Consider the following 18845-nt stretch of genomic DNA (forward strand, 5'->3'; position numbering starts at 1 on the left):
TTGAAACCTAATTTGATACCGAAGTATCTAATTGGATTATCATCAACGAGTGCCCACACAGATTGATAGGTTTATATTGTTAAAGAGCATTCGTTTTAAGCCTTGCTCAAAACGGACGGCCATTTTAGCGAGATAAAGCTTAGTGTCAACCACTTTTTTCAAACTTATTTTCAAGTGTTTCCACTTGGCTAATCGACCTTGCTAACTGAGTTTTATTGTTTCGAAACAGAAGCTTCGAAGCGTTCCCGTGTCAGCGAGGGGGCATTATAGAGATCGAAATAATCTTGGCAACCCCTTTTATGCATTTTTTTACGTTTTTTTGCCTTTCGGTTAATCTTTAAGCCCAAACGGCCAAATTCCAACCTTATTTTCACAAATTGCTAAACTTTTGGGCAAATAAGGCGACTTTTTTCCAGTTGGTATATTCAACTTCTTTACTGGTGTCGGTCTCGCCGCCAGTCATACTCATGATGAATTTAATCATCATTTTATCGAACCAGTTATAGCGAGGGTAATAAAGCGCACCAGCAAACACACCTATCAGCTCCGGCTTCCAAGGCGATTTGACTAAGAACTTGCGAATGTAAGCACTGCCTTCCGGTGTATCCTTACCTTGGTCTTCTTTTCTGGCGGTTAAATTCACGCAGAAAAAACCGACCTTACCGGACTCCAGTTTCTCTTTGTGTCGCTCAATAAATTGATATAAGCGCTTGTTCAAATGCCCGTACCGTATTGAAGCACCGATCAACACTTTGTCGTATTGCTCAAAGTCGATGTGCTCTGCGCTATGCAAATCGAGTGTTTCCACAGTCAGGTGTGAAAGCTCTTGCTCAATATATCGAAGAATCTTTTTTGTCTGCCCTTCACGAGAAGAATAGAGAAATAGTGCTTTAGTCACGAAAGCTCCTTAGCTGCGCCAAAAAGTCGGAGTTAGTAGAATCAATAAGGTGAAGATCTCAAGGCGCCCAAATAGCATAGAGACAATCAGTACCCATTTGGCCTTGTCGTTCACGTCGCCGAAATGCAACGCCACCTCTCCTAGACCTGGCCCTAGGTTGTTGAGTGTTGCTGCCACAGCAGAGAAAGCGCTGAGCTCATCCATACCTGTTGCAATCAGACCCAGCATACATACTACAAAGACCAGCGCGTAGGCGGAGAAGAAACCCCATACCGCATCGACCACACGTTGAGACAAGGCGGTCCCGCCAACTTTGATGGTATAGACAGCTCTCGGGTGTACTAAACGCTTTAACTCACGCGCACCTTGCAGGGTGAGTAATAAGATACGTATGACTTTCATACCTCCCCCCGTGGAACCAGCACAGCCGCCAATAAAAGAAGAGAATAACAACAATACAGGTAGAAACAGAGGCCACTCTGAAAAGCCAGTTGTCGTAAAACCGGCTGTGGTTGAAATAGACACAGTCTGGAACAGCGCCTGATCGAACGCATCATACACGGAATCGTAGGAATGGTGATTCAGCAAGATAAGGAAGCACACGACAAAGAGTAGTGCTTGTATAAAGATGAAGGCGCGAAACTCAGGGTCTTTCCAATAGTATTTAGGATGAACCCCACCGGATGCAAACGCAGCAAAGTGCAAAGAATAGTTACACGCCGAGATTAACAAGAACACCACGGTAATCATGTTAATTGCGTAGCTATCAAAATAGCCCATACTGGCATCATGAGTTGAAAAGCCGCCAATTGCGATGGTCGAAAAGCTATGACCAATGGCGTCAAACGGCGTCATGCCTGCTAACCAGAATGCCAAGGCACACGCGATCGTTAAACTCAGATAGATGTACCACAGCGCTTTCGCCGTTTCAGCAATTCGCGGTGTCATCTTACTGTCTTTGACTGGCCCGGGAATCTCCGCGCGGTAAAGCTGCATACCACCGATACCTAGTACAGGCAGAATTGCCACAGCAAGTACGATGATTCCCATCCCACCAAACCATTGAAGAAACTGCCGATAGAAGAGCAAGGCTTTAGGCAACTCATCGAGGCCGACAATGACGGTAGCCCCCGTCGTCGTCAGAGCGGAGAACGATTCAAAAAAGGCATCAGTCACCGATACGTTCGGGTTATCAGAGAGCAAAAAGGGAATTGAACCGGCACTGCCAATTACCGTCCAGAACAGAACCACGATCAGGAAACCATCGCGTGCTTTAAGTTCATGCTTGTGGCGACGATTGGGCCACCAGCAAATGGCACCACAGATAAACAGGACAAAGAAAGTCGTGACAAATGGCACACCCGCACCGTCACGATAAATTAACGCGACCAGCGCTGGGGCTAGCATTGAGACACTAAAAAGGGCGAGCAATAGCCCGACAATCCGAATAATTGAACGAAACTGCATGAATTGATGATTACTGAAGCTGAGCTTCCGACTTCCTGATTATCTTTATTTTCCGTCTAAAGGGGTCACCAAGGCTTTGGCACCACTTTTATTGATTATGGTTTGGGTAAAGTAACTCACATAGCGAAGCTCGATTTCCACGACCATCTTTACTTGTTCACTATAGTCAGTCTCCACTTCTTGCGCGCTAAATTGCGGCAGTAAGGCCTGAACAATAGCAATAAAGCCATAGTCTAACTCCAGTAATAGCTTTGTGGTTATTTTTTTCTCAATTGTTTGAAGCGACTTGAGCGCCTGCTGGACACCGCCGCCATACGCTTTTACTAAACCACCCGTACCAAGTTTGATTCCCCCCGAGTATCGGGTCACCACTGCCGTAATCTCGCCCACTCCAGACCCAGACAGTTGAGCTAAAATGGGTTTGCCTGCCGTCCCTGAAGGCTCGCCATCGTCACTGAATCCCCATTTCATAGAGTCTTCTGGCCGACCTGCTACGAACCCCCAGCAGTTATGCCTCGCATCTGAATGCTGAGCTTTTACCTGCTCGACAAACGCCTTGGCGGCCTCTATCGAAGGGGTATGCGCTAGCTGAGTAATAAATACACTTTTCTTAATTTCTTCTTCAAATAGAGCAAGTTGAGCAGGGATAAGATAGGGCTGGTCGTTCATATTATAGGGTCACTTTTTACTATCATGTCAGTTTATCATGCTCGCCTAATAAGAGCCCTTAAAAGATCGGCCACAGCGCACAATGTTAAACACTTGTTTAAAAAATGTATTGAATTTAATTCTGGCTGAGTCCACACTGAAATAACTGGTCTAACCAGAATAAAAATAAAGCGACATTTCTATATGCTGGCCCACAAGCCGTGTGCTTGAGGCCGGTATACGCGCAATCCCAAGATTGTATGTCATGGAGATAGATAATGATTTACCAAGCCGAAACCCTACAGGTAAAGGAATTACACGACGGTATCGCTGAGCTAAGTTTCTGCTCACCAAATTCTGTCAACAAGCTCGACCTAGCCACACTGGAATCACTCGATAAAGCTCTCGATGCACTGAATGCACATCAGGGTCTAAAAGGTCTATTACTGACTTCAGATAAAGATGCTTTCATTGTCGGCGCAGACATCACCGAATTCTTAGGCCTATTTGCCAAAGAAGAAGCCGAACTCGATAAGTGGCTGCAATTTGCTAACAGCATCTTCAATAAGCTTGAAGATTTGCCTGTACCAACCATTTCTGTGCTGAAAGGTCATACTCTTGGTGGCGGATGTGAGTGTGTACTTGCTACTGACATGCGCATTGGTGACAAAACCACCAGCATTGGCTTACCAGAAACTAAACTCGGTATCATGCCTGGTTTTGGCGGCTGTGTACGCCTACCTCGCGTCATTGGTGCTGACAGTGCAATGGAAATCATCACACAAGGTAAAGCTTGCCGCGCAGACGAAGCACTAAAAATTGGTCTACTAGACGCTGTTGTCGACAGTGAATCACTGTATGAATCCGCGCTAGCAACACTTACACAAGCAATTAATGAGAAGCTTGATTGGCAGCAGCGCCGTAAACAAAAAACCTCTGCACTTACTCTGAGTAAGTTAGAAGCGATGATGAGCTTCACGATGGCGAAAGGCCTAGTGGCACAAAAAGCAGGCCCACACTACCCTGCACCAATGAAAGCGGTCATCGCCATTGAAGAAGGTTCACGTTTTGCACGTAACGAAGCCCTAGATATTGAGCGTAAGTACTTCATCAAACTGGCTAAGTCCGAAGAAGCGAAAGCGCTGGTTGGCCTTTTCCTTAACGATCAGTACATCAAGGGTATTGCCAAGAATGCGGCAAAACACGCCAACAAACAAACTGAACGCGCAGCCGTGCTCGGCGCGGGTATTATGGGTGGCGGTATTGCTTACCAGTCTGCTCTGAAAGGCGTGCCGGTCATGATGAAGGACATTGCTCAGGCATCTTTAGACCTCGGTATGACAGAGGCATCCAAGCTGCTTAATAAGCGTTTGTCACGCGGCCGTATCGATGGATTTAAGATGGCAGGTATTCTGGCATCAATTACTCCTAGCCTGCATTACGCGGGGATTGAAAATTCGGATGTGATTGTTGAAGCCGTGGTAGAAAACCCGAAAGTAAAAGCCGCAGTATTGAGTGAAGTAGAACAACAGGTCAGCGAAGATACTGTTATCACTTCCAATACTTCAACGATCCCAATTAACTTGCTGGCTAAGTCGCTTCAGCGCCCAGAAAATTTCTGTGGTATGCACTTCTTCAACCCAGTGCATCGTATGCCTCTCGTCGAGATCATTCGTGGTGAGCACACCTCTGATGAGACCATTAATCGTGTTGTTGCTTACGCCGCTAAGATGGGTAAATCACCAATCGTGGTCAATGACTGCCCAGGCTTCTTCGTTAACCGCGTACTCTTCCCGTACTTTGGCGGTTTCAGCATGCTACTTCGTGATGGCGCGGACTTTACTAAGGTCGACAAAATCATGGAGCGCCAGTTTGGCTGGCCAATGGGCCCTGCTTACCTACTGGACGTAGTGGGTATTGATACCGCACACCACGCACAGGAAGTCATGGCGCAAGGTTTCCCTGAGCGCATGGGTAAGTCAGCTCGCGATGCGATTGATGCTCTGTTCGACGCCAATAAATACGGACAGAAGAATGGTAGCGGTTTCTACAGCTACAGCGTAGATAAGCGCGGTAAACCGAAAAAGACCTTTAGTGACGAGATTTTACCGATTTTGTCTGAGGTATGCAGCCAAGCTCAAGAGTTCGACGATCAAACCATCATTCAACGTATGATGATTCCAATGATCAACGAAGTCGTGCTGTGTTTACAGGAAGGCATTATTGCTTCTCCGCAGGAAGCTGACATGGCATTGGTATACGGTCTGGGCTTCCCTCCATTCCGCGGCGGTGTGTTCCGCTACCTAGATAGTGTGGGCATCGCTGAGTTTGTTGCGATGGCAGAGCAGCACCAAGGCCTTGGTGCTATGTATCAGGTTCCACAAATGCTGATTGATATGGCTGCCAAAGGCGAAACCTTCTATGGCACTCAGCAACACGGTTCTATCTAAGGAGATTCCCAAATGGCTTTACAAACAAGAAACGTCGTTGTCGTAGATTGTCTGCGTACACCAATGGGGCGCTCTAAAGGTGGCGCTTTCCGACACACACGTGCTGAAGATTTATCAGCACATCTGATGAAAGGGATTCTGGCTCGTAACCCTCAGGTTAATCCGAGCGAAATTGAAGACATCTACTGGGGCTGTGTTCAGCAGACTCTAGAACAAGGCTTTAACGTTGCCCGTAATGCCGCCTTGCTGGCGGGGCTACCGATTGAGATCGGTGCTGTGACCGTCAACCGCTTATGTGGTTCTTCCATGCAAGCATTGCATGACGGGACTCGCGCTATCATGACAGGTGATGCAGAAATCTGCCTGATTGGTGGTGTTGAGCACATGGGCCACGTGCCGATGAATCACGGTGTTGATTTCCACCCCGGTATGTCTAAAAACGTCGCGAAAGCAGCAGGCATGATGGGTCTGACAGCCGAAATGCTGGGTAAGCTGCACGGCATTAGCCGTGAACAGCAAGACGAGTTTGCGGCACGCTCTCATGCTCGCGCTCACGCCGCTACAGTTGAAGGTCGCTTTAAAAGTGAAATTCTGCCAACTGAAGGTCACGCAGCAGACGGCACCTTGTTCACACTAGACCACGATGAAGTGATTCGTCCAGAAACATCAGTAGAAGGGCTTTCTCAGCTTCGTCCGGTATTTGACCCTGCGAATGGTACAGTCACAGCAGGTACATCATCCGCGCTTTCAGACGGCGCGTCTGCAATGCTGATCATGAGTGAAGACAAAGCCAATGAACTCGGACTTACGATTCGAGCTCGTATCAAAGGGATGGCGATTGCGGGCTGCGATCCTTCTATCATGGGCTATGGCCCAGTACCTGCGACGCAAAAAGCACTAAAACGTGCTGGCCTGTCAATTGAAGATATGGATGTGGTTGAGCTCAACGAAGCCTTCGCAGCACAGTCACTACCATGTGCGAAAGACTTGGGTCTGCTAGATGTGATGGATGAGAAGGTCAACCTTAACGGTGGTGCCATTGCACTAGGCCACCCATTAGGTTGTTCTGGCTCACGCATCTCAACCACACTGATCAACTTGATGGAGTCAAAAGACGCCAAGTATGGTTTAGCGACCATGTGTATCGGTCTGGGTCAGGGCATTGCGACTGTGTTTGAACGCCCTTAGATGCGTTGCTTAACATAACAAAGGCCAGCAAATGCTGGCCTTTTTTTACCTGAATTTATTTACCTAAATTCTAAGCTGGATTTTCTTCCAGCTCCACGACTTCTAGACCGGGCTTCTTATGTGTCCGGTATTCGTCATAGTTTACGACCCGGCTTCGGCCTAAATCTTTCGCCATATACAGAGCCTGATCAGCCATCTTGACTAGAGACTCCATATCTGAGGACGGTTTTGGATATGTTGAGACACCAATCGACACACCAAGCTGACCCAAAGATAAGCCTTTATGTTCCAGATGCAGTGAGCGCACTGCTTCACAAAGGGTATTGGCAAACTCAGTCGCCTGCTTCATATTCGATTGCGGAAGCAACACCGCCAGCTCTTCACCACCTAAACGACAGGCAATCTCATCATCCCCGACACTACGCTTCAGCAAGGCACTGATTTCCTTAAGAACAAAGTCTCCAGCATCATGACCAAAGTTATCGTTAAAGCGTTTAAAGTGGTCTAAATCAAGCATCAGCAATGACAGCGGCTGCTCTGACGTTGCTGAGTTCATCGCATGCTCAGTCAGTTTTTGCTCGAAGAATCGACGATTAAACAGACCCGTTAATGGATCGCTCAATGCCTGAGAACGCAATTTCTCTTGGAGACTCAAATTCGCCAAGGCTAAGCCTAAATGTTCAGCCACGCTGAATGCCAGCTGTTCAGTAATCTCATCGATCTCAACCTCACTCGAACCAAAATAGAGATGCATGATACCTATGGTATTTCCGTGTGCCGTAAGTGGGATACACAGGGTTTGATTGTCTCCCACGTTTTCCATATGTTCACAAGATAAAGTGTGGAATTCATCATTAGATTGATACACCCGCCCTTTACGCAATGACCAGCACTCATCGGGAGCAAAGCTGCGGCTACCTGGCCACTCTTCCCCCCAGTCAAGCTGAGTCACAAGCTGATTACGCGACGCACGCATCAGTGACACGCTACCATTCACATTGCCAAGAATTCTCGGTAGGACATCGGAGACTATTTTCTGCGCTTCAACCATGTTGTTGCAGGCGGCAAGCATATTGGCGAGCCGATGCATCAGTTCAATCTCATTGGTACGCTGGCGAATGCGCTCATCTTGCTTGGTTTGTTCTTCTTCAACCCGTAAGTTGATTCGTCGATTGCTGAGATAGGAGGTGCCAACCAAAAAGCCGATACTGAGTATGACCATAATCGTCAGAATGGTCATCAGTTCAAAAGTCATCTGCTTTAAGTGGTACATAGGCGAAGACAAAACAATCACAAAGTCATTGCCATTGATGCTTTCTTTTTTCGAGTAGTAGATGCGATCCGTTGATGTCACGGTACTGAAGCGAACATCACTGCCTTCACCTGTTTCCAGCGCTTGCTGGAAGTCAGGACGGTTAGCATGATTCTCTACTCGCGCTAACGCGTGATCGGATAAGTCAGTATCAGCTATCACAACACCGGTAGGATCAATCACCTGAATACGCATTTGAGTATTAGCTTGGGTCAGATCGCCAATGTAATCATCGACATCTAGCTCAGGAGTGAACTTAGCGCTGTCTTCACGAATGACATAAATGACATCCGACATCAGCGAAATAAGATGTGAACGTTCGCGCTCTATGACTAAACGTTCCAAGGTGATGTAAAAGCCGTACAACCCAACCAGCATAGAAACCGACAAGGTCAAAATAGGCAGTACCTGCCATTTTTTGTCTACTATCCTCAAACTGCAGTACCTTAACAATTTACAGAATCATGTATTGGATAGTATCAAGCTGCTTGTAAATAACAATCTGCTAACATTAACAATTTGAATCTGGTTCAATTTGATGCATAACGCAGCCAGTCGTTGTGTAACTTATCCCCGCTACCAAGGTAGTCCACCATCCACTGAATCAATTTGTGATTGTCATCTTTGCGCCAAACTAGGCAGCAGCGGCTGATCGGCGTGTCATCTGGTAATAACTTCTCAACCAGCTGGCCTTCATGGATCAATGGCATCGCGATATGACGCGGCATATAGCCCACGCCGACCCCATTTTTTAAGCACTCGATGGCACTGTACCAGTTAGGCAGCAGCAAACGGCGCTGGTGAGGATAATGACCAGTGTGACGTTTGGGCAGTACATTGGAAGTATCATCAAGGCATATTGCTGGAAACTGGCTGACAAACTCTTCCGTCAGATTTTGCTGGCGTACACAAGCGTGGCTAGGTGAAGCGACAAATGCCCAATCTAGGACTCCCATATCCCGGACTTCAAAATCTCCGCCAACGGGAATCGCCGACGTCGCGCCAATGACAATATCGGCTCTGCCCTGAGAGATGGCTTCCCAAGAACCGTTGAACACTTCCATATTGATCTGCAGCTCAGCGTAAGGAAAGGTCTGATAAAAATCTTCTATCAATGGCTTGAGGCGCTCCAGTTTAACGACATTATCTAACGTCAGTTTGAGTGTTTTTTGCCAGCCGTGCGCTGCGCGCTTGGTTTGCGATTTCACTTCTTCCATCTGTCGAAGCATTGCCCTGGCCTGTTCAAGAAATACTTCACCCGCAGGCGTCAGTTCCACCTTTCTGGGTAAACGACGAAACAGCACTACATCCAATTCCTGCTCCATTTGGCGAATACTGTAGCTGATGGCAGATGGTACTTTGTGCAAGACCTCCGCTGCCGCTGTAAAGCTGCCTAGGCGAGCCACCGTATCCACCAGCTCTAACGAAGTTTGAGAAAATACACTCATAACCACCTTTCAAATTTTTTGATGAATAACCGCAAATTTTAGCGTTTCAAATTCACTATCACGAAAAATAGAATAGCAAAGTTAATAAAAAGGTTGGTGACAACTTATAACAATCAGTGAATTTTTTTGAATGGAAAGATGATGAAAATCTCTAAATTGCAACTTTTCTATTTAGCCTCGTTATCAATGCTAGGTTTTATTGCTACAGATATGTACTTACCCGCCTTCAAAGCAATGGAAGGTGACTTTGCTACTGGTCCAGAGCAAATTGCACTCTCATTAACTGTATTTCTGGTCGGTATGGCGATTGGCCAGCTTTTATGGGGACTGGCATCGGACAAATTTGGACATCGAAATACGCTAGCCGCTGGTTTAGGTTTATTTACCGTGGCCTCTTTCGGTCTCGCTTTCAGCGATCAAGTCTGGCAATTGCTGACACTGCGCTTTATTCAGGCTATTGGTGTCTGCGCTCCTGCGGTGATCTGGCAAGCCATGGTCATCAAACGTTACTCCAGCAGCAGCCAACAAATCTTCGCCACCATTATGCCGTTAGTGGCACTATCTCCCGCTCTAGCACCGCAGTTGGGTGTTGTACTGGCTGATAACTTCGGCTGGCACAGTATTTTTGTTGCCCTAACGCTAATGGGTTTGTTGCTGGTAGCCACGACGATGGCACAAAGCAATGAAAAGGAGCCAGCTAAACAGACTAGCATGAGTTCAGACATCAAAGCGCTAGTGGGCTCCAAGACTTATTTGGGCAACGTTATGATGTTTGCTACGGCGTCAGCTGCATTCTTCGCGTACCTGACCGGTATGCCGGAAATCATGGCTCAGCTTGGCTACGAAGCCAAAGATATCGGTCTAAGTTTTATTCCGCAGACGATCGCCTTTATGGCTGGTGGCTACCTAGGTAAAAAAGGGGTGGCCAAATATGGGGATGAAAAAGTACTGCGTCAGTTGATTGGTTTATTCAGTGTCGCTTCACTGCTCGTGTTTATCGCCTCACAATGGCAGCTAACATCCATCTGGCCGATTCTTGCACCCTTCTGCTTGATTGCCGTTGCTAACGGTGCGCTTTACCCGATTGTCGTCAACCGTGCATTAGCCAGCGCTAAGCAGAGCCCAGCCACTGCAGCAGGGCTGCAAAATAGCTTGCAGATCTGCGTCAGCAGTCTCGCCAGTGCGTTAGTCGCGGCGATGGCCAGCCAAGCTCAAGTAGTCACAGGTATCGCTATCGTGATTTGTATGAGTGGTCTATGGCTTGGTTACATTGTTTCTAACCGTCAATTGTCAGAACAGTTTACCGCCCCCGACAATTCTCGTGTCGTCAGTGACGAGTAACCTATTAAAAAGAGCCGCGTTGTGCGGCTCTTTTTCTACAAAGCAATTACTTGCTCTTCAATCCCCACTTCTCAGCAGTTTGTTTGAAAAAGCCTTGGGTCTTTTTCAGTTCTACCCAGTGGTTAATGTAGTTAATCCATACTTGGTCGTCCTGCGGTAGCAGCATCGCAATCGGCGTAGGTTTGCGTGGCTCTTTTACAGGCACAATAGCCAGTTGTTTAAATTTCTCGACTAACGTGGCTGCTTCAACGTTCGACGTCACAGACACATCTGCACGGCGAGCTAGTAACTCTTGGAAATCTCGAGCTGGCGCTTCAATCACAATGTGTTTTGCCGAAGGAAAGAATTCTTTCACCATCTTTTCTTGCACCGTACCCAATGTCGCTGCAACTTTTACCTCTGCTTTGTCAAAATCACTCCAGTCTGAGAATTTTTGCAGATCTTTTTTCTGTACCACAGGCACAAACGCCAGATAGAAGTACGGTTGGCTGTAGCCAGCTACCTTAGCGCGAGACATATTCAGAGAGGCACTGCCCGTAATATCATACTTATTGGCGGTAATGCCGTTGACCAGTGTTTTCCAATCCGTTGCAACATATTCAACCTTGACGCCTAAATCTTTGGCTAGCTCAGTGGTCACGTCGATATCAAAGCCTCGATAGCTATTGGTAGCTGGATCTTTCATCGTCATCGGATTCCAGTCCCCGGTCGTCCCTACTCGTAGCACCCCGCTATCTAGAATCTCATGGAGTCGGCTTGTCTCGGCCGCCGCCTGACCGATTGATAAAATACACAGTCCGAGTGCTAGGATGAACTTGTTCATTTAATCTTCCTTAAAGTTATTACGCTCTGTGATAGTTCACTGCTAACATAGCAGCAACAAAGCAGTTTTTTTAGACAATACAGGATGTAATGTGACCTATCGTTATTTCTGGCTGGCAACCATTCTCCTTCTCACCGGCTGTAGTGACTATCAATGGGGATGGTATGTACTCGATCCTTCAACGGAGCAAGGCCAGACAAACCTGAAGTTTCTGAGTGCCGGCTTTTACGACACCATCACGATTTCTCTGTTGAGCATGGCTTTGGCAATGCTAATAGGTTTGTTGGTCGCCCTACCTTCATTGTCAAACTCAAGATGGCTCTATGGTCTCAATAGAGTTTATGTTGAGGTCATCCGCTCGATTCCTGTGCTGGTACTGCTGTTGTGGGTATATTACGGCCTACCAACACTGCTGGATATCTCACTCGATCATTTTTGGGCAGGTGTCATCGCCCTGACAGTTGCAGAAAGTGCTTTCATGGCGGAAGTTTTTCGCGGTGGGATCCAATCCATTGCCAAGGGGCAGCACGAGGCTGCAGAGTCACTCGGACTGAATTACTGGCAAAAAATGCGCTTGGTCATACTTCCACAAGCATTTAGACAAATCCTGCCACCACTAGGTAACCAGTTCGTCTACATATTGAAAATGAGCTCGTTGGTCAGCGTGATTGGACTGAGTGATTTAACGCGGCGGGCAAATGAGCTGGTGGTCAATGAGTATTTGCCTCTTGAGATTTATACCTTTCTGGTACTGGAGTATCTGATTTTAATTCTGTTGGTATCGCAGGCAGTAAGGTGGCTAGAGCGACGTATTGCTATTCCAAGTAACTAGCTATAAAAAACGCCGCAATCAGCGGCGTTTTTTAATAATTGAGGTTTACTTTTGTTTCACTGGGCGCTGCCAGCCTGTGATTTTGCGCTCTTTCGCGCGAGTAATCACTAACTCTCCTTCTGCAACGTCTTTAGTTAATGTCGTGCCAGCGCCGACGGTTGAACCATCCGCGATAGTAACAGGAGCCACCAGCTGACTGTCAGAGCCAATAAACACATCGTTACCGATGATGGTCTTAAATTTATTTGCGCCATCATAGTTACAAGTGATCGTGCCTGCACCAATATTTGTGCGTTGACCAATTTCCGCATCACCCAAATAGGTCAGGTGATTTGCTTTAGAACCCTCGCCAATGCGTGCATTCTTCACTTCAACAAAGTTGCCTACATGAGAGTCATTACGCATCTCTGCACCTGGGCGTAAACGTGTGAACGGACCAACTGTACACTCTTCACCAACCGTCGCGCCTTCAATCACACTGTAAGGACGAATTACACTATTGTCATCGATTTCACAATCTTTCAGTACACTTCCAGTACCAATGATCACGTTGTCGCCCAAGGTTACTTTGCCTTCAATGATGACGTTGGTATCGATTTCACAATCCATACCACACTGCAACTCACCGCGCAGATCAAAACGTGCCGGATCACGTAACATGACGCCCTGCTCCAACAACTTTTGAGCTTGCATAGACTGAAAAGCACGCTCTAAACGAGCTAACTGAGCACGGTCGTTAACGCCTTCTACTTCAATTGGGTTTACTGGATGCACGGCTTCCACTGCACGGCCTTCATCATGAGCCGCAGCAATCACATCTGTTAAGTAATATTCGCCCTGAGCATTATTATTATTCAGGCCAGATAACCAGCGTTTAAGATCACCGCCAGTTGCGACCATCACACCAGTGTTGATCTCTTTAATCAGTTTCTGCTCTTCAGTCGCATCTTTCTGTTCAACGATCGCGACCACAGGGCCATTCTTACGTACAATGCGCCCGTAACCCATTGGGTTATCCAGTACCACCGTCAGCAGCGCGATACCGCCTGTAGGCTGTGCGTCCAATAGGCTTTCGATTGTCTCTTCTGAGATCAACGGTACATCACCATAAAGAACAAGGATCTTCTCGTCATCTTCAAACTGAGGAGAAGCCTGATCCACCGCGTGTCCTGTCCCTAGCTGATCAGCTTGCAGAACCCAGTTCACGGACTCCTCTGCCAGCTCAGCCTGCATCTGATCACCGCCGTGGCCGTAAACCAAATGAATATTCTGCGCGCCTAAACCAGAACAGGTATCAATCACGTGTTTGGCCATGGGTTTACCCGCCAAGGTATGCAGTACTTTTGGCTTGTTCGAGTACATGCGAGTTCCTTTACCCGCTGCGAGGATCACCGCGCTAAATTTCATTCAGTAACCTATATGTGCTTGTTGTAAAACTGAGGGGTATTCTAGACACTAATCAAGAATTAGTTAATTGATCTGGAAAAATTTCTGTTAAAAATTAAACAAAAAGGCGGTCATATGACCGCCTTTATCATTTTTAAAACACCGTAATAAAATTAACGGCGTTTTTTTGTCAGCTCGATAACACGTAGCTGAGCAATGGCTTTCGCCAGCTCACTGGCCGCTTGAGCGAAGTCCATATCGCCGTGCTGATTCTGGATACTCTCCTCAGCGCGACGCTTGGCTTCTTCTGCCTTCGCTGCGTCTAGTTCTTCACCACGGATAGCCGTATCAGCCAGTACAGTCGCTGTACCTGGCTGAACTTCCACCATACCACCAGAAACATAAATGATTTCTTCGTGGCCGTGCTGTTTCACAATACGCACCATACCAGGCTTGATAGCGGTCAGTAGCGGAGTGTGGCCGTGGAAAATACCCAGCTCACCTTCGCTACCGGTCACCTGAAACGTTTCAACACGACCAGAGAAGATTTTCTTCTCAGCGCTTACCACGTCTAGGTGAAAGGTTATTGGTGCCATATCGCCTCCTAGTTAGCCTTATAGCTTCTTCGCATTCTCGATAGCATCGTCAATTGCACCACAGTACATGAACGCTTGCTCTGGAATGTCGTCGTAATCACCAGCTAGTAGACCTTTGAAGCCACGTAGAGTCTCTTTAAGAGGTACGTAGATACCTGGGTCACCAGTGAATACTTCCGCTACGTGGTAAGGCTGAGTTAGGAAACGCTCAATCTTACGTGCACGAGATACAACTTGCTTATCTTCTTCAGATAGCTCGTCCATACCTAGGATCGCGATGATGTCTTTCAGCTCTTTGTAGCGCTGAAGTGTCTGCTGAACGTTACGAGCGATGTCGTAATGCTCTTGACCTACAACTAGAGGGTCAAGCTGACGAGACGTTGAATCTAGTGGGTCGATCGCTGGGTATAGACCCATCGCAGCGATGTTACGGTTAAGTACAACCGTTGCATCCAAGTGCGCGAACGTTGTTGCAGGAGACGGGTCAGTCAAGTCATCCGCAGGTACGTATACCGCCTGTACAGACGTGATAGAACCTTGCTTAGTTGACGTGATACGCTCCTGAAGTACACCCATTTCCTCTGCTAGAGTAGGCTGGTAACCTACCGCAGATGGCATACGACCTAGAAGTGCTGATACTTCTGTACCCGCTAGTGTGTAACGGTAGATATTATCAACGAACAGCAGAACGTCACGACCTTCGTCACGGAAACGTTCAGCCATTGTTAGACCAGTCAGTGCAACACGTAGACGGTTACCTGGTGGCTCGTTCATCTGACCGTAAACCATCGCTACTTTTGATTCTTCAGGTTTTTCAACGTTTACAACGCCAGCTTCCTGCATTTCAAAGTAGAAATCGTTACCTTCACGAGTACGCTCACCAACACCTGCAAATACAGATAGACCAGAGTGTTGTAGTGCGATGTTGTTGATAAGTTCCATCATGTTAACGGTCTTACCTACACCTGCACCACCGAATAGACCGATTTTACCACCCTTAGCGAATGGACAAACTAGGTCGATTACTTTCACGCCAGTTTCTAGTAGAGCTGTTTCGTTTGATTGCTCTTCGTAGCTTGGTGCTTCACGGTGAATAGAGTAAGTCTCTTCTGCACCGATTTCACCACACTCGTCAATCGCGTCACCTAGAACGTTCATGATACGACCTAGGGTCTTAGTACCTACTGGTACCGAAATTGGAGCGCCAGTGTTAACCACTTCAACTCCACGACGTAAACCATCAGAGCTACCCATTACGATACAACGAACTACGCCACCGCCTAGCTGTTGTTGAACTTCAAGAACTAGACGCTCTTTTGAGTCCGTTACGTTTAGAGCGTCATATACACTAGGTACTTCGCTCTGTGGGAACTCTACGTCGACTACCGCACCGATGATCTGTACGATCTTACCTGTAGCCATCGTTAATCCTCTAAACTATTTCGTTTTACCTAAGCTTAAACCGCTGCAGCACCTGAAACGATTTCAGACAGTTCTTGTGTAATCGCAGCCTGACGGGCTTTGTTGTACACAAGTTCTAAGTCTTCAATCAGGTTGCTGGCGTTGTCTGTTGCAGCTTTCATCGCAATCATTCGAGCCGCTTGCTCACAAGCAAGATTCTCAACCACACCTTGGTATACCTGAGACTCTACGTAACGCACTAATAGTGCATCCAGCAGAGGTTGTGGCTCAGGTTCATAGATGTAGTCCCATGAGTGCTCACGCTGCATTTCTTCGCTATCTGATTTAGGCAAAGGTAGCAATTGATCGATCGTTGGTTCTTGAACCATGGTGTTCACAAATTTGTTGAACACTACATACAGACGGTCCAGTTCACCTTCATCGTATTTCTTCAGCATTACGCTTACAGAACCGATTAGGTCTTCTAAGCTTGGGCTATCGCCCAGACCAGAAACCTGCGCAGCGACTTTAGCGCCACTGTTGTTGAAAAACGCTGTAGCTTTTGAACCGACAACCGCCAGTTCCACTTCAGCACCTTTCTCTTTCCAAGCTTGCATGTCTATAACAGCTTTCTTGAACACGTTAATGTTCAAACCACCACACAAGCCGCGGTCTGTAGAAACGATGATGTAACCAACTCGCTTCGCTTCACGCTCTTCTAGGTACGGATGACGGTACTCTAGATTTGCGTTTGCCACGTGACCGATCACTTTACGCATTGTTTCAGCGTATGGACGAGAAGCTTCCATTGCATCTTGAGAACGACGCATTTTTGAAGCTGCTACCATTTCCATCGCTTTCGTAATTTTCTGAGTGCTTTTCACACTACCGATTTTATTACGTATCTCTTTTGCGCCGGCCATCGTTACTCTCCATTAGTTGGTGGCAGAGACTGCCACCGACCTATTACCAAGTTTGGGTTGCTTTGAAGTCGTCAGTCAGTTTCTTAAGCTGAGCTTCAACTTCATCATTGTAAGCACCCGTCTTGTCGATCTCAGACGCTAGTTCAGCGTATTGACCGCGAGCATACGATAGTAGAGCCGCCTCGAAATCTAGAACTTTGTTCAGTTCTACATCATCTAGGTAACCACGCTCTGCCGCGAAGATAGTTAGCGCTTGGTCAAATACAGACATTGGAGCGTACTGCTTCTGCTTCATTAGTTCTGTTACTTTCTGACCATGGTCTAGCTGTTTCTTCGTTGCTTCATCAAGATCAGATGAGAACTGTGCGAAAGCCGCTAGTTCACGGTATGCAGCAAGTGCTGTACGGATACCACCTGATAGTTTCTTGATGATTTTCGTCTGAGCTGAACCACCTACACGAGATACTGAGATACCTGGGTCAACTGCTGGACGAACACCTGCGTTGAATAGCTCAGTCTGTAGGAAGATCTGACCATCGGTAATCGAGATTACGTTAGTCGGTACGAATGCTGAAACGTCACCAGCTTGAGTTTCGATGATAGGAAGAGCAGTCAAAGAACCAGTCTTACCTTTCACTTCACCGTTAGTGAACTTTTCTACGTATTCTGCGCTTACACGAGCAGCACGCTCTAGTAGACGAGAGTGAAGGTAGAAAACATCACCAGGGAAGGCTTCACGACCCGGTGGACGTTTTAGTAGTAGAGAGATCTGACGGTAAGCGACAGCTTGCTTAGATAGGTCATCATAAACAATCAGTGCGTCTTCGCCGCGATCACGGAAGTATTCACCCATCGCACAACCTGCGTATGGCGCTAGGTATTGTAGCGCTGCAGATTCAGAAGCCGATGCAACGACAACGATAGTGTTTGCTAGCGCGCCGTGCTCTTCTAGTTTGCGAACTACGTTAGCGATAGTCGATGCTTTCTGACCGATTGCTACGTAGATTGAGAAAATACCAGAGTCTTTCTGGTTGATGATTGCATCGATCGCCATTGCTGTTTTACCAGTCTGACGGTCACCGATAACAAGCTCACGCTGACCACGACCGATTGGGATCATTGAGTCAACAGATTTGTAACCAGTTTGAACAGGCTGATCAACCGATTGACGGTCGATTACACCTGGTGCAATCACTTCTACAGGTGAAGACAGTTTCGCTTCGATTGGACCTTTACCATCGATAGGCTCACCTAGCGTGTTTACTACGCGACCTAGTAGTTCTGGACCAACTGGTACTTCAAGAATACGACCAGTACCTGTAACTTTCATGCCTTCCTTAAGGTCAGCATATGGGCCCATTACAACTGCACCAACCGAGTCACGCTCAAGGTTAAGTGCCAGTGCATAACGGCCACCCGGTAATTCAATCATTTCACCTTGCATCACGTCCGCTAGGCCGTGAATGCGGATGATACCATCGCTTACCGAAACGATAGTACCTTCATTGCGAGCTTCACTAACAACGTCGAAAGATTCGATACGCTGTTTGATTAGATCGCTGATTTCCGTGGAATTAAGTTGCATGCTCCAATCCCCATTAAGACTGCAATGCATCGCTCAGGCGGTTCAAACGACCACGCGCTGAGTCATCGATGACTAAGTCTCCGGCTCGAATAATCACCCCACCAAGTAGGGCCTCATCTACACTGCAATTCAGCTTAACTTTGCGTTCAAGACGCTGCTCAAGTTTGCTGCTGATACCTGCAAGCTGCTCATCAGAAAGGTCTGATGCTGAAATCACTTCAACATCCACTTCTTTCTCATGCTCTTTTTTCAGAGCAAAGAACTGTTCACAAACATCAGGAAGGGCCGCTAATCGGCCATTCTGTGCCATTACCTTCAATAGGTTTTGGCCATGAGCATCAACTTGATCGCCGCAAACTGCTACAAATACTTCTGCCAGTTTATCGGCAGAAACCGAACCCGTTAGGAGTTCGTGCATCTGTTCGTTTTTAGCTACTTCAGCAGCAAAAGAAAGCATCTGACCCCATTGGTCCAACGCGCCTTTTTCCACTGCAAAGTCGAATGCTGCTTTAGCATAGGGGCGTGCGATAGTAGTCAAATCAGACAT

Annotated in this window: 16 protein-coding genes; 4 read left to right on the forward strand and 12 right to left on the reverse strand. The window is 47.1% G+C overall.

What is annotated here, in order from left to right; all coding sequences use genetic code 11:
- Nucleotides 1-370: 370 nt before the first annotated feature.
- From hemG to IX95_RS21015, 3 genes are read right to left on the reverse strand one after another with little or no spacing between them, the layout of a single operon-like run.
- On the reverse strand, nt 371-898 hold the full coding sequence (gene hemG / locus IX95_RS21005) for a menaquinone-dependent protoporphyrinogen IX dehydrogenase (protein ID WP_019273959.1): 528 nt from the start codon (nt 896-898) through the stop codon (nt 371-373).
- Nucleotides 899-907: 9 nt separating this feature from the next.
- Nucleotides 908-2365, reverse strand: coding sequence for a TrkH family potassium uptake protein (locus IX95_RS21010; RefSeq protein ID WP_006957432.1), 1458 nt, complete (start codon nt 2363-2365; stop codon nt 908-910).
- A 45-nt stretch (nt 2366-2410) separates the two neighbouring features.
- Nucleotides 2411-3034, reverse strand: coding sequence for a YigZ family protein (locus tag IX95_RS21015; protein WP_038163781.1), 624 nt, complete (start codon nt 3032-3034; stop codon nt 2411-2413).
- A 257-nt stretch (nt 3035-3291) separates the two neighbouring features.
- On the opposite strand from IX95_RS21015, the gene fadB reads away from it, so the two are divergent.
- Nucleotides 3292-5463 carry a fatty acid oxidation complex subunit alpha FadB gene (fadB, locus tag IX95_RS21020; protein ID WP_038163784.1) on the forward strand — a complete coding sequence of 724 codons (2172 nt, stop codon included), beginning with the start codon at nt 3292-3294 and terminating at the stop codon, nt 5461-5463.
- A 12-nt stretch (nt 5464-5475) separates the two neighbouring features.
- Nucleotides 5476-6651 (forward strand): acetyl-CoA C-acyltransferase FadA, encoded by a 1176-nt coding sequence (fadA, locus tag IX95_RS21025; protein ID WP_006957435.1) that lies wholly within the window; start codon nt 5476-5478, stop codon nt 6649-6651.
- A gap of 70 nt (nt 6652-6721) precedes the next feature.
- On the opposite strand, the gene IX95_RS21030 is transcribed toward fadA, so the two are convergent.
- A complete protein-coding gene (locus IX95_RS21030) occupies nt 6722-8341 on the reverse strand; it encodes a diguanylate cyclase (protein ID WP_051912628.1) in 1620 nt (539 codons plus the stop codon).
- 152 nt (nt 8342-8493) lie between these two features.
- Nucleotides 8494-9411 carry a DNA-binding transcriptional activator PunR gene (punR, locus tag IX95_RS21035; RefSeq protein ID WP_038163788.1) on the reverse strand — a complete coding sequence of 306 codons (918 nt, stop codon included), beginning with the start codon at nt 9409-9411 and terminating at the stop codon, nt 8494-8496.
- Between the two features lie 141 nt (nt 9412-9552).
- Here punR and punC point away from each other — a divergent pair, with 141 nt between their 5' ends.
- Nucleotides 9553-10752, forward strand: a complete 1200-nt coding sequence (gene punC, locus IX95_RS21040; RefSeq protein ID WP_038163792.1) for a purine nucleoside transporter PunC — start codon at nt 9553-9555, stop codon at nt 10750-10752.
- Nucleotides 10753-10798: 46 nt separating this feature from the next.
- Here the strand turns inward: punC and IX95_RS21045 are convergent, their stop codons facing one another.
- Nucleotides 10799-11575: a transporter substrate-binding domain-containing protein gene (locus IX95_RS21045; RefSeq protein WP_019273965.1), complete on the reverse strand. Its 777-nt coding sequence runs from the start codon at nt 11573-11575 to the stop codon at nt 10799-10801.
- 91 nt (nt 11576-11666) lie between these two features.
- Between IX95_RS21045 and IX95_RS21050 the strand changes: the two genes are divergently transcribed.
- Nucleotides 11667-12407 carry an amino acid ABC transporter permease gene (locus IX95_RS21050; protein ID WP_038163794.1) on the forward strand — a complete coding sequence of 247 codons (741 nt, stop codon included), beginning with the start codon at nt 11667-11669 and terminating at the stop codon, nt 12405-12407.
- Nucleotides 12408-12452: 45 nt separating this feature from the next.
- On the opposite strand, the gene glmU is transcribed toward IX95_RS21050, so the two are convergent.
- From glmU to atpH, 6 genes are all read right to left on the reverse strand, one after another.
- Nucleotides 12453-13814: a bifunctional UDP-N-acetylglucosamine diphosphorylase/glucosamine-1-phosphate N-acetyltransferase GlmU gene (gene glmU / locus IX95_RS21055; RefSeq protein ID WP_006957441.1), complete on the reverse strand. Its 1362-nt coding sequence runs from the start codon at nt 13812-13814 to the stop codon at nt 12453-12455.
- A 152-nt stretch (nt 13815-13966) separates the two neighbouring features.
- The gene (locus tag IX95_RS21060; protein WP_006957442.1) at nt 13967-14389 is read right to left on the reverse strand and encodes a F0F1 ATP synthase subunit epsilon; all 423 of its coding nucleotides are present in this window, start codon (nt 14387-14389) and stop codon (nt 13967-13969) included.
- An 18-nt stretch (nt 14390-14407) separates the two neighbouring features.
- Entirely contained in the window at nt 14408-15811 is a 1404-nt protein-coding gene (gene atpD / locus IX95_RS21065; RefSeq protein ID WP_006957443.1) for a F0F1 ATP synthase subunit beta, read from the reverse strand.
- A gap of 35 nt (nt 15812-15846) precedes the next feature.
- Nucleotides 15847-16713 (reverse strand): F0F1 ATP synthase subunit gamma, encoded by an 867-nt coding sequence (gene atpG, locus IX95_RS21070; RefSeq protein ID WP_006957444.1) that lies wholly within the window; start codon nt 16711-16713, stop codon nt 15847-15849.
- 43 nt (nt 16714-16756) lie between these two features.
- Nucleotides 16757-18298 (reverse strand): F0F1 ATP synthase subunit alpha, encoded by a 1542-nt coding sequence (gene atpA, locus IX95_RS21075; protein ID WP_019273968.1) that lies wholly within the window; start codon nt 18296-18298, stop codon nt 16757-16759.
- A 13-nt stretch (nt 18299-18311) separates the two neighbouring features.
- The gene (gene atpH / locus IX95_RS21080; protein ID WP_006957446.1) at nt 18312-18845 is read right to left on the reverse strand and encodes a F0F1 ATP synthase subunit delta; all 534 of its coding nucleotides are present in this window, start codon (nt 18843-18845) and stop codon (nt 18312-18314) included.

Origin of the sequence: Vibrio sp. B183 (assembly GCF_000740665.1) — a bacterium.
Classification (GTDB): domain Bacteria; phylum Pseudomonadota; class Gammaproteobacteria; order Enterobacterales; family Vibrionaceae; genus Vibrio; species Vibrio coralliilyticus.

Excerpts from the sequence above, each read along its gene's own strand:
- atpD (WP_006957443.1), bottom strand. The coding sequence starts at position 15,811 with ATGGCTACAGGTAAGATCGTACAGATCATCGGTGCGGTAGTCGACGTA.
- IX95_RS21015 (WP_038163781.1), bottom strand. The coding sequence starts at position 3,034 with ATGAACGACCAGCCCTATCTTATCCCTGCTCAACTTGCTCTATTTGAA.
- glmU (WP_006957441.1), bottom strand. The coding sequence starts at position 13,814 with ATGAAATTTAGCGCGGTGATCCTCGCAGCGGGTAAAGGAACTCGCATG.
- fadA (WP_006957435.1), top strand. The coding sequence starts at position 5,476 with ATGGCTTTACAAACAAGAAACGTCGTTGTCGTAGATTGTCTGCGTACA.
- IX95_RS21010 (WP_006957432.1), bottom strand. The coding sequence starts at position 2,365 with ATGCAGTTTCGTTCAATTATTCGGATTGTCGGGCTATTGCTCGCCCTT.
- fadB (WP_038163784.1), top strand. The coding sequence starts at position 3,292 with ATGATTTACCAAGCCGAAACCCTACAGGTAAAGGAATTACACGACGGT.
- IX95_RS21060 (WP_006957442.1), bottom strand. The coding sequence starts at position 14,389 with ATGGCACCAATAACCTTTCACCTAGACGTGGTAAGCGCTGAGAAGAAA.
- IX95_RS21030 (WP_051912628.1), bottom strand. The coding sequence starts at position 8,341 with ATGCTGGTTGGGTTGTACGGCTTTTACATCACCTTGGAACGTTTAGTC.
- atpA (WP_019273968.1), bottom strand. The coding sequence starts at position 18,298 with ATGCAACTTAATTCCACGGAAATCAGCGATCTAATCAAACAGCGTATC.
- punC (WP_038163792.1), top strand. The coding sequence starts at position 9,553 with ATGAAAATCTCTAAATTGCAACTTTTCTATTTAGCCTCGTTATCAATG.
- IX95_RS21045 (WP_019273965.1), bottom strand. The coding sequence starts at position 11,575 with ATGAACAAGTTCATCCTAGCACTCGGACTGTGTATTTTATCAATCGGT.
- atpH (WP_006957446.1), bottom strand. The coding sequence starts at position 18,845 with ATGTCTGATTTGACTACTATCGCACGCCCCTATGCTAAAGCAGCATTC.
- punR (WP_038163788.1), bottom strand. The coding sequence starts at position 9,411 with ATGAGTGTATTTTCTCAAACTTCGTTAGAGCTGGTGGATACGGTGGCT.
- atpG (WP_006957444.1), bottom strand. The coding sequence starts at position 16,713 with ATGGCCGGCGCAAAAGAGATACGTAATAAAATCGGTAGTGTGAAAAGC.